This window comes from Nocardioides sp., from assembly GCF_035576065.1.
Taxonomy (GTDB): Bacteria; Actinomycetota; Actinomycetes; order Propionibacteriales; family Nocardioidaceae; genus Nocardioides.
Genome location: NZ_DATLWX010000031.1, coordinates 54,712 through 68,494 on the forward strand (window position 1 = coordinate 54,712; position 13,783 = coordinate 68,494).

Here is a 13,783-nt window from a genome sequence, read left to right on the forward strand (position 1 = left end):
GGCAAATGGGACGAAGGGCGACCCCAGAAGTCCAGGGACGCCCTTCGCACAAGCTGTGGTGCGGGAAGCTAAGGCTTCGTCACTCGCCGGGGACGATGTTGACGACCTTGCGGCCACGCTTGCGGCCGAACTCGACGGCACCGGCGATCAGGGCGAACAGGGTGTCGTCGCCACCACGACCCACACCCGAACCGGGGTGGAAGTGGGTGCCACGCTGGCGGACGATGATCTCGCCCGCGTTGACGGCCTGGCCGCCGAAGCGCTTCACGCCGAGGCGCTGGCTGTTGGAGTCGCGGCCGTTCTTGGTGGACGCGGCGCCCTTCTTGTGAGCCATGAGTTCAGTCCTTCGTCAGCAGTTCAGGAGAGTTCCGAGCGTGAGCTCAGAGGGAGATGTCGGTGACCTTGACCTGGGTGTACTTCTGGCGGTGTCCCTGGCGCTTCTTGTAGCCGGTCTTGTTCTTGTACTTCTGGATGACGATCTTCGGGCCCTTGGTGGCGCCGAGGATCTCGACGGTCACGGCAGCCTTGTCGAGCCCGGTCGCGGTGACCGTCTCGCCATCGACAACCATCACGACGGGGAGAGACAGGGTGCTGCCGACCACGTTGGCCTTCAGGTCCATCTTGTCGATCTCGATGACGTCGCCGACAGCAACCTTCTGCTGCTTGCTGCCACTGCGCACAACTGCGTACACGGCGGACTCACTCTCCTCAGGTCCTGTGGTTGCCAAAGACTGGCACGGTGAAAAAACGTGTGGTTCGAGTCCTGCTCAAGCCTCGCGACGAGTAGTCAGCGCAGTTCTGAGAGGAGGGATACGCCGAGGCGCACAAGGAGCGACTTTACGGCGCCGAGGCCAACGCGGTCAAAACGAGCCCGACCGCCGCGGACTTCAGCGCTTCCGGGTGCCCTTCTTCTTGATCGGGACGTGCTCCACGTGCGGCGCTTCGTCGCCTGCCTCACCCGAACCGTTGACCGCCTGGCCGTCGGCGCCAGCAGACGCCGCACCGGCCCCATCCGCAGACGGGACGGCAGGCGGGCCAGCCGGACGGGTCGCGGAGCGGCGACGCGTCCGCGTCACGACCCGGGGCTTCTCCGGCTCTGCGTCCGTGACCGGCTCGGCCGGCGCAGACTCCTCGGCGGGTGCCGGGGCGGACTCTTCCTCGGGGGCCTTGACCTCCGTGGCCGTGACCTCCGTGGCCTTGACCTCCGTGGCCTTGACCTTGGTTGTCTTCTCCTCGACAGCCTGCTCCTCGACGACCGGAGCATCCACCACCGGTGTGGTGGGCTCGGCGTCGACCGGTGCGTCCGTCTGGTCAGCCTGGTCGGGCACGTCGGTGCCCTCGGCCTTCTCCGAACGGGGCATCGCGGCAACGTCCTTGGGCGACGGGGCGCTGGTGTTGCCGTTGCTGTTCTTGGCCGCTGGCTTGTTGTTGCCGCCGGAGCTGTCGTCCTGGCCCTCGCCACGGCCGCGGCCGCGGCCACGGCGAGCGCCCCGGCCGTCGCCTTCGTCGCTCTTGGGCTCGACCGGCTCGTTGACGATCACGACGCCACGGCCCTGGCAGTGCTCACAGTCGGTGCTGAAGGACTCGAGCAGTCCCGTGCCGATCCGCTTGCGGGTCATCTGGACGAGGCCGAGTGACGTCACCTCCGCGACCTGGTGGCGGGTGCGGTCGCGACCGAGGCACTCCACGAGGCGGCGTACGACGAGATCGCGGTTGGACTCGAGCACCATGTCGATGAAGTCGATGACGATGATGCCGCCGATGTCACGCAGCCGGAGCTGACGGACCATCTCCTCGGCGGCCTCGAGGTTGTTCTTGGTGACCGTCTCCTCGAGGTTGCCGCCGGATCCGGTGAACTTGCCCGTGTTGACGTCGACGACCGTCATGGCCTCGGTGCGGTCGATGATCAGCGAGCCACCGGAGGGCAGCCAGACCTTGCGGTCGAGCCCCTTCTGGATCTGCTCGTCGATGCGGTACGTCGCAAAGATGTCCTTGCCCCGGTCACGGCCCTCGGTGGCGGGCTCGAACTTCTCGAGCCGCTCCTCGAGGTCGGGCGCGACATGGGAGACGTAACCCTGCACGGTGTCCCACGCGTCGGGACCCTCGATGACCAGCTTGGAGAAGTCCTCGGTGAAGAGGTCGCGGACGACCTTCAGGGTCAGGTCGGGCTCGCCGTACAGGAGCTGGGCGTTGCCGCTCTTGGCGGCGACCTTGGCCTCGATGTCCTCCCAGCGGGCCCTGAGCCGCTCGACGTCGCGGGTGAGCTCGTCCTCGCTGGCACCCTCGGCGGCCGTGCGCACGATGACACCGGCCGTGTCCGGGACGATCTCCTTGAGCAGGGTCTTGAGACGGTTGCGCTCGGTGTCGGGCAGCTTGCGCGAGATGCCGCTGGTCGTACCGTCCGGGACGTAGACCAGGAAGCGACCGGCCAGGCTGATCTGCGAGGTCAGGCGCGCGCCCTTGTGGCCGATCGGGTCCTTGGTCACCTGCACCAGGATCGACTGACCGCTCGAGAGGAAGGACTCGATCTTGCGGGGCTGGCCCTCCTTGTGGCCGAGCGCCGACCAGTTGACCTCACCGGCGTAGAGCACTGCGTTGCGGCCCTTGCCGATGTCGATGAAAGCGGCTTCCATCGAGGGCAGGACGTTCTGCACCCGACCGAGGTAGACGTTGCCAATCAGGGAGGTCTGCGACTCGCGGGCGACGTAGTGCTCGACGAGGACCTTGTCCTCGAGGACGGCGATCTGGGTCAGGTCGTTGCGCTGACGAACCACCATCACCCGCTCGACGGCCTCGCGGCGGGCCAGGAACTCGGCCTCGCTGACGATCGGGGCACGACGACGCCCTGCCTCGCGGCCCTCGCGGCGGCGCTGCTTCTTCGCCTCGAGCCGGGTCGATCCGGCGACTGCGGTGATCTGGTCCTCGGCTGAGCGGCGGCTGCGGACCCGGGTGACGGTGTTGGGCTCCTCGTCGCTCTCCTCCGCACCCTCTTCGCCCGCGCGGCGGCGACGGCGGCGACGTCGCGACGTGCCTTCGCCCTGGTCGTTCTGGTCCGCGTCGCTGCTGCTTGACGCGCCCGAGGCCTCGGTGTCGTCGTCGGTCTCGTCCTCGGAGTCGCTGTCGGAGTCGCCGTTCTGGCCTTCTCCGCCTTCGCCGCCCTTGCGACGACGACGGCCCCCACGACGGCGGCGGCGGCGAGCCGGCCCGGTGCCGTCGCCGTTCTCGTCGTTGTCACCGTCGGTGTCGGTGTCGGTGCCGGTGTCCCCGTCGGTGTCCCCGTCGGTGTCCGCCGCGTCGGCAGCGTCACCTTCCGCGTCGGGGTCCGGAGTTGCGGCCTTCTTGGCCGAGGTCCGCTTCCTGGTGGTCGTCTTCTTGGCGGGCCTGCTGTCGGTAGCCGTCTCGGCTGACGCGTCAGCGGCGGTGTCGGCGGTCGTCCCGTCCGGCGCTTCAAGGGCCTCGTCGTCGGTGGGCTCGACGTCGGTGGGCTCGGGCTCGACGGGAGCGCTCGCGGCCTTCTTGGCGCTGGAACGGGTGCGCCGGGTTGCGACCACGGGTGCCTGGAAGAGCGGCACCGGCGCGGCAGCCGTCGGCGAGTTGAGGGCGGCGGTGTCGGTCGCGGTGGCGTCGACGTCGACCTCAGGCGCGCCGCCCTCGGGGGCGGCCTTCTTGCTGGTCTTCTTCGCGGCCGTCTTCTTGGCCGTCGTCTTCTTGGCGGCGGGCGTCTTGGCCGCTGCCTTCCTGGCGCTCGTCTTCTTCACGACGGGACCGGCGGCCTCGACATCGCCGCTGGTCGAGTCGCCGGGAGAGTCGGGCAGGAGCGAGTCCTGGACGGAGTCAGCCTGCTTGGCGGCGGTCTTCCTGGTCGCGCTGGACCGGGTCCGCGTGGTCTTCTTCACGGTCGGAGCCGCGGGGGTCTCCACGGGCTCTTCGGCGGCCAGCGCGGTCGCTTCCGGGATCACTGCACTCTCGGCAGCCGCGGAGGCCGGGCTGGCGGTCTTGCGGGTCGCCGCCTTGCGGGTCGTCCTCTTCACCACCGGGCGAGCCGGAGCACTCGCCTCGACGGGTGACGAGTCATCCGACTCGGGGGTGCTGGTGGGGGTGTCGTTCGGGTTGTCGTCGAGCATTGCGCTCTCCTTGCCGGCCACCGGAGGATCAGCTCCGGAACCGTGTCGGCGCCGCGAGGCCCGGAGGGCGTCGGACGCAAAGCCTTCGTGTGGCGGCGACTCTCCCCGCGTGCGCGTCACCTGATGCGCGTCGGCCACCCGTCCGCGGTCGCTGGGCCTTGGGTGCGCATCACTGTCACTGATGCGCGAGCCGCGTCGCGGAACTGGTGTCGACCTTCACCTGGCGTGCCGGACCTTGAGGGGGTACGGCGAGAACGTCGTCGGCTCGTCGTGGATGGCGAACCATCCCCGGCGAACCTGGCGAGTATCGCACACCCGCCCCCGATCACCGGTACCACACGGTCGGTGCCACCCGCCGATCAGACGCCGATCAGACGAGCGGGTCGCCGATCGTGCCGGTCTCGTCGAGCGGTCCCTGAGCCATCCGCGTCATCAGCGGCGCGTCCCCGAGCGACAGGCCGGACACCGAGGTCAACGCCGTCAACACGTCGTCGGGGCGGACGGACGGCACCCCGTGACGGAGCACGAGCTGGATGGCGGTCGCCTCGCCGTCGGGGACGGCCGTGAGCGCCAGCACGGCCCCACGTGTGTCGAACTCACGCAGGCCCTTCTTGGTCATCCGCTCGACGAGCACCTCGCTCGCGGCGAGGAAGGCGTCCACGGCCGTGCCCACCGCCGCGGCCGGCAGGTTGACGTCGATCTGCCAGCGGCTGGCCTCGAGGCGGTCGGCCAAGGACCCTCCGGGCGACTCCACGACCTCCAGGACGTCAAGGCCCGGCGGAAGCGACTCGTCGAGGGCGGCGTGCACGTCGGCGGGGACCAGGACCTCGGACAGGGCGATCTCGAGGTACTCGGCCTCGCTGGCAGACCCGGTCGGCGCGGCCCCGGCGTAGGAGATCCGGGGGTGCGGGTTGAACCCGGAGGAGTACGCCATCGGGATGCGCGCGCGGAAGACGGCTCGCTCGAAGGCGCGGCTGAAGTCGCGGTGGCTCGTGAAGCGGAGGCGGCCGCGCTTGGCGTAGCGCACCCGCAGGCGCTGCACCGGGGGCGGCTGCTGGGGTGGGTCCTTGCGTGCCATGGCGCGACAGGCTATCTGCCGGCGACGGAGACGTCGCCGGCGCCGGCGCCGGTCATCACTTGATGATGGAGTCCATGCCGAGCACGTACGGGGTCGAGGCATAGGCGATCAGCGCGAGCACGGCGATCACCTGCGAGGTCCTGGTGCGGAGGATGAGCGCGGCGAACGCGAGCCCGAGGGGCCAGATCGCAAGGCCGTACCTGAAGTGGATCCCGATGTACTGGTCGGTGGTCAGATACACCATGAGGTCGAGCACGACCGCTCCGAGCGCCGCGCCCAGGAGATAGCCCGGCCCGAGCTGTCGGACGAACGGCGCCTGCTCCCTGGCGAGTCCACTCCAGACCGCCAGCGCGCTGCCCGCCATGAGGAACATCATCCACACGCTCGCGATGGCGAGTTCTTCCTCCCCGTAGGGGCCGAGGAGGCTCACGGTGTCGAGCAGCAGTCTCGAGAGCGGCAACGACTCGACCATGTAGCTGCCCGGGGGCGGGGGGTCGGCGACCTGGGTCAGCTTGATGACCAGCATCCACAGCACGGTGAACCCGAGGGTGCTCCCTGCCAGGACCGCACCACCCATCAGTGCTCGCAGCCGGTCGGCCCGGTCGAAGACCTTCGGCCACACGATCACCGACAGGAGCGTGACCCCGAGCCCGACGACGATCACCAGGTTCGACCCCTTGACGCCCGCGACGGCCAGGCCGGCCAGCACGAGAGTCCACCAGGGCCACTCGCGGCGAAGGAAGCGCAAGGTGGCCAGCGCGGCGAAGGCGCCGACGGGTATGTCGAGCGCGTGAGGCGTGATGAAGGTGTACTGCTGCAGCAGCCCGGGCACCATCAGCACGCAGGAGGCAACGATGAAGGATGCGACCCCGCCCGCACCCATGGCCCGGGCCAGCAGGAACAGGCTCCACATGCTCAGGGCTGCCCACAGCGTCCCGACCAGGCGTCCCGCGATCAAGGGGCTCTCGACGAGCCCGGTCTTGAGGAGCACGCCCGCGACCGAGCCGGTCGCCACGAAGTAGAACGGCGGGTCGGCTGCCGCCGAGTTGGCGACCACGAAGGGCTCTCCCTCGCGGCACGGGGGCGGGGCCGGCGGACCGAGCCGGACGATGCCGCGGCACGTGCGCGCGTCCTGTGCCCATTCGGTCAGGACCTCGCCGTTGCGCATGAACGGGTCGCCCTGGGAGACCTGGTAGACGCGCTCGAGGTACTGCCACTCGTCCAAGATGCTGAGCTCGGTGTTCTCCGTCGCCTGATCGGCGACGAACGGTGCCGCGAGGATCGCGAAGACGAGCAGCAGCAGTACGTGTGCCCGCCAACCGCGCACACCATCGATCCGCTCCCCGAGGGCGGTCACCTTCGTCCCGATAGTCACGCGGGGAGTATGCCTCAGCGAGCTCGGCCCGCTGGGCGGCGCCGTCGGGTCCGAGCGCGGGGTCTCCAATTGCTACCATCCCGGCGTGCCGCGAACCGATCCGTCAGCCCGCGTGCTCGTCATCGTCCCGGCGTGGAACGAGCAGGAGAGCGTGGGCCCGACCGTTCGCGAGATCCTCGCGGTCCAGCCTGAGGTCGACGTCCTCGTCGTCGACGACGGCTCAGGCGATGCGACGGCCGAACGTGCAGAGGCCGCCGGGGCCAAGGTGGCGCGTCTGCCGTTCAACCTCGGCGTCGGTGGCGCCATGCGGACCGGCTACCGCCACGCCGTGCGCGAGGGATACGACATCGCCGTGCAGATCGACGCCGACGGCCAGCACGACCCGCGGTTCCTGCCGTCCTTGATCGCCGAGCTCGACCACGCCGACATCTGCATCGGCGTGCGGTTCGCCAAGCCCGACGACCCCTACAAGGTCCGCGGTCCGCGTCGCTGGGCGATGTATCTCCTCGCCAAGGTCCTCAGCCGGCTCGCCGGCACCCGGCTGACCGACGTGACCTCGGGCTTCCGCGCCTGCAACCGCCGCGCGATGAAGGTGTTCGCCGAGCACTACCCGGCCGAATACCTCGGCGACACGGTTGAGTCGCTCGTGATCGCGACTCGGGTCGGCTGCACGATCACGCAGGTGCCCATCGACATGCGGCGCCGTACCGCCGGCACCGCCAGCGCCTCACCGGTGCGCGCGGCCCTGTTCCTGTTCCGCGCCGTCGTCGCTCTCGGGCTCGCGCTGGTGCGCAAGTGGCCGGCCAACTTCGACGAGGGCGTCGTCGGCGAAGACGGCCCCCTGCCCCTGGACGCGGCATGAGCAGCGCCACCGTGCTCGGCCTCGCCGCCGCTGTCATCGTCGTCATCACGCTCTTCGAGATGCTGCGCCGGCACCGGTTGCGCGAGAAGTACGCGCTGATCTGGTTCGTGCTCGCCATGGGATCGCTGACGGTCGCGGTGTTCCCTGCGTTGCTCTTCGGCCTCGCTGACCTGCTCAACGTGCAGGTGCCGTCCAACCTCGTCTTCTTCATCGCCTCCCTGCTGCTGCTGGCCATGAGCCTCCAGCACAGCTTCGAGATCGGGAAGCTCGAGGAGCGGACCCGCACCCTGGCCGAGGAGGTCGCGCTGCTGCGGTTGGACGTCGACGCCGCGGCCCCGGACCGGACGACGGCACGGAGTGAGACCGAGCCGACGGACCGCAGTGTCGAGTGATCAGGGGCAGGAGGATCGCCTCCACGTCCTGATCCCCTACTGGGGGCCTCCGGGACTGCTCGACACCACGATCGACTCCGTGCTGTCCCAGACCGACCCGCGGTGGCGCGTCACCATCGTCGATGACGCCTATCCCGATCCGACAGCGCAGCAGACGTACGCCGACCATCCGGACCCACGGATCGAATACGTGCGCAACGAGGTGAACCTCGGCATCGCCGGCAACTTCGAGCGGTGCCGAACCCTCGCGAGCGGCACGCTGGCGATGTTCCTGGGCTGCGACGACCTGCTCCACGACGACTTCGTGGCGACGATCCGGCGACTGCACGCAGCCCACCCGGACGTCGAGCTGATCCAGGTCGGGGTGCGGGTGATCGACGGTTCGGGTCAGCCATCGAACGGTCTCGCTGACCGCGTCAAGGCCCTGATCCGGCCCCGAGTGTCGAGCCCGCTCGTGCTCGGTGGCGAGCGTCTCGCCGCGAGTCTCCTGCGCGGCAACTGGCTCTACTGGCCATCCCTGGTCTTCCGGGTCGATGCCCTGCAGCAACGCTCGTTCCGCGCGGACCTGCCGATCATCCTCGACCTCGCCCTCATCATGGACGCGATCGTCGCCGGCAACCGGTTGGTGCTGGCGCCCGAGATCTGCTTCGACTATCGCCGCCACGACGAGAGTGCGTCGTCGCTGAGCCTGCTGCAGGGCGAGCGGCTCGCCGACGAGCGGCGCTACTTCGGCGAGGTGGCGGCCGCACTCGAGGCTCGCGGCTGGCCGCGTGCGGCCCGAGCAGCGCGCACTCACTGGACGTCTCGCCTCCATGCGGTGTCTCTGCTCCCGGCCGCCCTGGGCACTCGGTCCCGCAGCGCCACGTCACGCGTGCTGCGACACGTCGTGGCGTAGGCAGCCTCGAGGGCTCGGACTCAGCGCAGGTCGAGCTCGCGTAGCCGCTGGGCGAACCGCCATGCGGCGTGCCCGTCGAGGGGGGCGATGCCCGGTCGAACGCCCACCCCGCTCCTGGCGAAACCGTTGTCCCGGGCCGCCCCGAGCTGCTCGAGGAGTCCGTCGGTGTCGTTGACCCGGACCACGGGCGGCCAGCCGTCGCCCTCGAACACCGGCTCGAGGGTGCTGCGTGGCTCGTGGGCGCTGCGTGCGGCGTACTGGATGACAGGGGTGCCCAGGACGAGGGCGTCGAACGCCTCCGCGACCCGGTCGGTGACGACCGCGTCGGCCACGCGATGGATCAGGCTCGACCACGGGGTGGAGCGGGCGCTGAGTGAGATGACCTCGCCGTCGCCGAACGCGCGGGTCCAGCCGTCCCGGCGATCGACCCGAGTCTCCCGGACCCCGATGACGACCTCGTGGGCGCGCGCCCACTCGCTGATCCGGGCCATCTCGTCAGCAGTGTGGTCACACGTGCCCGCGGCCCACCACATGACCAGACGACGGTCGCCCACCCGGTCGCGGATCCGGGACTCTTCTTCGGCCAGGTCCGCCGGCAGGTGGTCGCTGAGCAGGAGGTCGTGGCGCGGCAGCCCGGTGGCCCACATCTGGCTCAGCTCGAGATCAGGCACGGCGGCAACGCGCACGAGGGCGTCGGCCTGCGAGGCGACGGCCATCGCCTCGAGCTTGCGCCACTCCCCCTCGGGGTCGGCCGAGGTTGAGTGGGCGAGCACGGGCAGCCCGATGCCGACATGGATGAAGTCGTGCCGCGAGGGTGCCAGTGGCAGGTTGACGGCCAGGTTGGGCTCGGAGTCGACCAGGATGCGAGCGCATCGGACGAGCAGCCGTTGCCCGTCGACGGTGTTGAGCGGCAGCACGGTGACGTTGTCACCCTCCAGCACGTCGTCGAGGCGGCGCGGGCCGGTGAGCACCACCTTGCGGATGCTCGGGTCGTGCCTGACCTGCTCGAAGACGGCGCGCAGACCGGGATCGAGCCGGCCGGTGCGGGGGTTGGCACAGAAGGCCCACCAGTGCCCGAACGCCGGGGACTCCCGGTCGAGCTTGCGCAGCGCCCCGCCCCACACCGACCGTGGCGCGACGATGCGGCGCCCCTGGTCGTCGAGGCGAACGGTGTAGGCCTCGTGCAGCCGGTCGGCGGGCGAGACGCGCGCGATGTTCGCCACGATCTTCTCGACCGGTGCAAGCGGTGCCACGGCCCGGAGCCGGTCCGGCCACGCGTCGAGATCGATCACGTGGAGGGGGTTCTCACCTAGGTAGTTGCGCTTGACCAGTGGCAAGCCGCGCTCGATCAGGTCGAAGACCTCACCCGAGTAGAGCGGATGGAACGCGTGGAGCTCGGGCAGGTAGGTCTCGAAATCGAAGCCGGCGTCCATGAGGTAGCGGCTGATGCCGACTTCGTACTTGTGGACCACCAGCATCTTGTCGCGTTGGCTGCTGACGGTGTTGAGGCGGAACCTGAAGCCGGGGTCGCTGACCACCGGGCGGCGGTAGACGAGGAAGTAGGAGCTGAGATGGAGGTAGTTGACGTCCGTCCATTTGCGCGGGCCGACGAAGCGCTCCTTGGCCTCGGCCAGCGGGACCGGGGTCTCGTCACCGTCGTAGGCCTGACCGTGCTCCATCGAGGTCGCCTGCAGGCTCCACCAGTCGCACGCGACCGCGTCCATGCGGGCGAAGACGTCGTCGAGGGGGCGCACGAGGTAGCAGCTGTCGTTGGCGAGGATCACCTCGTCGTAGCCGTCGATCACGTCCCAGCCGACGAGGTCACGAGCCAGCATCGAGAACGACCCGAAGTCATACGCGGCATGCGGGACGGCCCAGGCGCCCTTCGTCACACCGGCGATCTTGTCGAGCTCGCCGGGCTCGAGCACGCCGTCGGCCAGGTAGTAGATGTCTGCATGGCGCGCGAGCTCAGTCAGGTAGTCCACGACGTAGTCGTCGACGATGCCGTCGCGGTCGTAGGCGGCGAAGAGACAGACACGCCGCGGCTTGTCGGGCAGCAGGCTCCCCGGGCGGAACGGGACCTGCTCCGGGACGGGTGACAGGCCGACGTGACGGCCGACCAGCAGGTAGTGGATCAGGGGGTTGACCTGGGTGTCGGTCGGGTCGAGGTGCGCGGCCCAGTAGGACCAGAGGTCGAAACGAAGGCTGGGTGCACGCAAGTCGAGCCAGCCCTGCTCGACGAAATGCCGGACCGGGTCGACGCCCAGAGTCAACCGGTGCTCGACGGCGTAGTCCTCTGCGTCGAAGAGGTCGCTGGCAGCCACGACGGCACAGGCCGCGTTGAGCAGGACCTCCGTCGGCGGCGGCACCGGCTCACGGTCGGCAATCGGTGCCAGTCCGTCCGCCAGCGCACGACGGACCAGCGCCTGGCCAGCCTCATGGCCTTGTTCGGACGCTCGTCGCCACTGGCGCGCGAACCGGTGCCACCGGTGCTGGAAGTCGCGGACCGTGTCGCGGCGGGTCACCAGCTCGCCGGCGTCGGGAGCGTCGTGGGCAGGTCCCGTCATCGTCGCCGCGGGGGGTAGGAGTCTGCTCCCCGCGACTCCGGGGACAGCAGGAAGTGCACCAAGGGATTGGCCCGGTCAGCGAACACGTCGGGGTGATCAGCGCAGTACTGCGCGATGTTGAAGTGCTCGCTCGGGCTGCGGAAGGGGTCGTACGGATGGCGCAGGAAGTGCACGGCTGGGTCCATCCCGAGGTGCGCCACGTCCGGGTGGGCGCGGATGTACCACGCGGCGTCGAAGAGCTCAGAGCTCCGGATCAGCTCGAGGTGGACGGCCTCGGTCCGGCTGAGCGGTCGGAACCGCTGGCGGAGGATCTTGGTGCCCTTGCCCAGTCCGGCGTTCTCGATGCGCAGCCGCGCCGCCAGGGCAGTGGCGAACTCGTCGGCCGCCTTGATGGCACGATCGCGGTCGACCCGGATCTTGATCTCCTTCTCGGCCCAGGTCTCCTTCTCGGCGCGCAGGGCGGCCAGCTCGGAGCGCGTGGTCGCAAGCTCTGCGGTGAGGCGGGCGATCTCGTCGCTCTCGGTCGAATCCGGCACGTGCGCGACCTTATCGTCCGGCCTACGGTGGTGTTGTGACGTCCCTGCGCCGACTCGCCACGGTGGTGCTCTCGGGGGCCCTGCTCGTTGCCTGCTCCTCAACACGCTCCCCCGATGGGCGACCGGAGCCGCCCCGGGAGCCCAGCGTCTCGCCCTCGTCGTCGGCGGCGACTCCCACCCCGACGCCGACTCCGGTCCCGGCCCCGACCACTGCCCCGGTCCCGGTCTCGATCGCGGCGCTGAAGGCCACTTCGCACCGCGGCTCCCGACTGCGGTTGGGCGCCGTCCGCGAGCGCACGGCGTCCTACACGTCGTACGACGTCACCTACCGCGCGGCGACGGGACAGCGCTCCTTCACGATCTCCGGCGTCCTCAACGTGCCCACCGGACGGGGCCCCTTCCCGGCCGTCGTGCTGGCCCACGGCTACATCGACCCCGCCTACTACGTGCGCGGCCAGGGCATGACCCGAGAGCGAGGCGTCTTCGCCACCCGGGGCTACGTCGCGCTGCACGTGGACTACCGGGGCCACGCCGAATCCACCGACGACCCGCGCTCCGACCGCGACCTCCGGCTCGGCTACTCCGCCGACGTGATCGGGGCCGTCAAGGCGCTGCGTGCCTCCGAGGTGAACGTGGACTCCGACCGGATCGCGCTGATGGGCCGCTCGATGGGAGGCGGCGTCGTGATGAAGGCACTGATCGCCGAACCGGGCCTCGTGCAGGCGGCTGCGCTGTGGGCGTCTGTCTCGTCGCTGGAGGCCGAGAACTTCGACCAGTTCATCCGCCCTGACGGCGACTCCCGCGCCGAGGCGGTCGTGCGGGCGCACGGCCTGCCCGAGGACGAGCCCGCCTTCTGGCGGGCAGCGTCGGCTCGCCCCTACCTCGGGGAGATCACCGAGCCCGTGCTGATGGCGCACGGCCGCTTCGACGACACGTGTCCGCCGCCTTGGGCGCGAGCAACGCAGGCTGCGATGCGGCGTGCGGGCGTCGAGTCGACCCTCGAGTGGTACGACGACGGGCATGCCTTCGGACCTGCGTTCCTCGCCGCCATGGACCGGACGATCCGCTACCTCGACCGTCAGCTGGGCCGTTGACGAGCCACTAGGGTTGCGCCGTCGAGCACCGAGGGGGATGACATGTCGGGCTTTCAGTGGGCACCCGCGCCCGCCCAGCAGCAGCCGCAGGAGCAGGAGCAGAGTTCCAGCGCCATGGCGGTGGCCGCGCTGTTCCTGTCTCTGGTCTTCTGCCTGCCCATCCTCCCGCTCGTCGCGATCGTGCTCGCGATCGTCGTCCTCGTCTCCGGTCGAGGTGGCCGCGGGATGGCGGTAGCCGCGCTCGTGCTCGCTCCGCTGGCCCTGATCCCCTCGGTCCTGCTGCTCACGTCCGATGCCTTCGACAATGCCGCGGACGAGTTCCGAGAGGGGTTCAACTCCGGACTGCGCGGCCCCGAGGCCACCCGCGACGCGTCCGGCGAGATCTCGGCGCGCTCGCAGGTCGGTGTCGACAACCTCGAGATCGGGGACTGCGTGCTTCGCATGCAGATGCTCGAGGATCTCCCGCCCGGGGAACAACCCCTCGGCGAAGTGACGGCGATCCCGTGCGACGAGCAGCACAAGTCGGAGGTCTTCCACTTCTACGACCTCGACCCAACGGGGTTCGAGAACCAGAAGGCCTTGGACCGTCAGGCCGTGAAGGGTTGCCTGCCCGCCTTCCAGGAGTACGTCGGCGTTCCCCACCGCCGATCAACGCTCGAGATCATCTTCTACTCCCCCGTCGTGGACCAGCCGGGGTTCGCCCCGGACAGGGTCACATGCCTGGCAAGCACCCCTGCAGGGCTCACCGACACGATGCTGGCCGGCTCGAAGCGCTGACTGTTCACCATGGGATGTCGGTGAATGGGCACTCCCCGGCGTCAATTGACCAGGGGAAGTGCTCATTGACCGACATACCTTGA

The 13,783-nt window shown here is 69.7% G+C and carries 12 protein-coding genes; 5 read left to right on the forward strand and 7 right to left on the reverse strand.

Features of this window, described 5'->3' with window-relative positions; genetic code table 11:
• Positions 1–79: 79 nt before the first annotated feature.
• The 5 genes from rpmA to VNJ48_RS15085 form a co-directional block, all read right to left on the reverse strand.
• Positions 80–334 (reverse strand): 50S ribosomal protein L27, encoded by a 255-nt coding sequence (gene rpmA, locus VNJ48_RS15065; protein WP_297735047.1) that lies wholly within the window; start codon positions 332–334, stop codon positions 80–82.
• 46 nt (positions 335–380) lie between these two features.
• On the reverse strand, positions 381–692 hold the full coding sequence (rplU, locus tag VNJ48_RS15070) for a 50S ribosomal protein L21 (protein WP_297735044.1): 312 nt from the start codon (positions 690–692) through the stop codon (positions 381–383).
• Positions 693–887: 195 nt separating this feature from the next.
• Complete coding sequence (locus VNJ48_RS15075) at positions 888–4,124, reverse strand: Rne/Rng family ribonuclease (RefSeq protein ID WP_325603519.1); 3,237 nt, start codon at positions 4,122–4,124, stop codon at positions 888–890.
• A gap of 370 nt (positions 4,125–4,494) precedes the next feature.
• Positions 4,495–5,202: a TIGR03936 family radical SAM-associated protein gene (locus tag VNJ48_RS15080; protein WP_325603521.1), complete on the reverse strand. Its 708-nt coding sequence runs from the start codon at positions 5,200–5,202 to the stop codon at positions 4,495–4,497.
• A 55-nt stretch (positions 5,203–5,257) separates the two neighbouring features.
• On the reverse strand, positions 5,258–6,577 hold the full coding sequence (locus VNJ48_RS15085; protein WP_325603522.1) for a hypothetical protein: 1,320 nt from the start codon (positions 6,575–6,577) through the stop codon (positions 5,258–5,260).
• A gap of 85 nt (positions 6,578–6,662) precedes the next feature.
• Between VNJ48_RS15085 and VNJ48_RS15090 the strand changes: the two genes are divergently transcribed.
• From VNJ48_RS15090 to VNJ48_RS15100, 3 genes are read left to right on the forward strand one after another with little or no spacing between them, the layout of a single operon-like run.
• A complete protein-coding gene (locus tag VNJ48_RS15090; protein WP_325603523.1) occupies positions 6,663–7,439 on the forward strand; it encodes a glycosyltransferase family 2 protein in 777 nt (258 codons plus the stop codon).
• A complete protein-coding gene (locus VNJ48_RS15095; protein WP_325603524.1) occupies positions 7,436–7,831 on the forward strand; it encodes a DUF2304 domain-containing protein in 396 nt (131 codons plus the stop codon). Before VNJ48_RS15090 ends, VNJ48_RS15095 begins: the two co-directional genes overlap by 4 nt.
• Positions 7,821–8,726 carry a glycosyltransferase gene (locus VNJ48_RS15100; protein WP_325603526.1) on the forward strand — a complete coding sequence of 302 codons (906 nt, stop codon included), beginning with the start codon at positions 7,821–7,823 and terminating at the stop codon, positions 8,724–8,726. The genes VNJ48_RS15095 and VNJ48_RS15100 overlap by 11 nt, the downstream gene beginning before the upstream one ends.
• A gap of 20 nt (positions 8,727–8,746) precedes the next feature.
• On the opposite strand, the gene VNJ48_RS15105 is transcribed toward VNJ48_RS15100, so the two are convergent.
• Positions 8,747–11,293, reverse strand: a complete 2,547-nt coding sequence (locus VNJ48_RS15105; RefSeq protein WP_325603528.1) for a rhamnan synthesis F family protein — start codon at positions 11,291–11,293, stop codon at positions 8,747–8,749.
• Positions 11,290–11,829 (reverse strand): hypothetical protein, encoded by a 540-nt coding sequence (locus tag VNJ48_RS15110; RefSeq protein WP_325603530.1) that lies wholly within the window; start codon positions 11,827–11,829, stop codon positions 11,290–11,292. Before VNJ48_RS15110 ends, VNJ48_RS15105 begins: the two co-directional genes overlap by 4 nt.
• A gap of 35 nt (positions 11,830–11,864) precedes the next feature.
• Here VNJ48_RS15110 and VNJ48_RS15115 point away from each other — a divergent pair, with 35 nt between their 5' ends.
• Positions 11,865–12,923, forward strand: coding sequence for an alpha/beta hydrolase family protein (locus tag VNJ48_RS15115; protein ID WP_325603532.1), 1,059 nt, complete (start codon positions 11,865–11,867; stop codon positions 12,921–12,923).
• 42 nt (positions 12,924–12,965) lie between these two features.
• The gene (locus VNJ48_RS15120; protein WP_325603534.1) at positions 12,966–13,700 is read left to right on the forward strand and encodes a septum formation family protein; all 735 of its coding nucleotides are present in this window, start codon (positions 12,966–12,968) and stop codon (positions 13,698–13,700) included.
• The last annotated feature ends 83 nt before the right edge of the window (positions 13,701–13,783 follow it).

Coding starts and splice junctions, on each gene's coding strand:
- rpmA (WP_297735047.1), bottom strand. CDS start 334: ATGGCTCACAAGAAGGGCGCCGCGTCCACCAAGAACGGCCGCGACTCC.
- VNJ48_RS15075 (WP_325603519.1), bottom strand. CDS start 4,124: ATGCTCGACGACAACCCGAACGACACCCCCACCAGCACCCCCGAGTCG.
- VNJ48_RS15080 (WP_325603521.1), bottom strand. CDS start 5,202: ATGGCACGCAAGGACCCACCCCAGCAGCCGCCCCCGGTGCAGCGCCTG.
- VNJ48_RS15095 (WP_325603524.1), top strand. CDS start 7,436: ATGAGCAGCGCCACCGTGCTCGGCCTCGCCGCCGCTGTCATCGTCGTC.
- VNJ48_RS15105 (WP_325603528.1), bottom strand. CDS start 11,293: ATGACGGGACCTGCCCACGACGCTCCCGACGCCGGCGAGCTGGTGACC.
- VNJ48_RS15120 (WP_325603534.1), top strand. CDS start 12,966: ATGTCGGGCTTTCAGTGGGCACCCGCGCCCGCCCAGCAGCAGCCGCAG.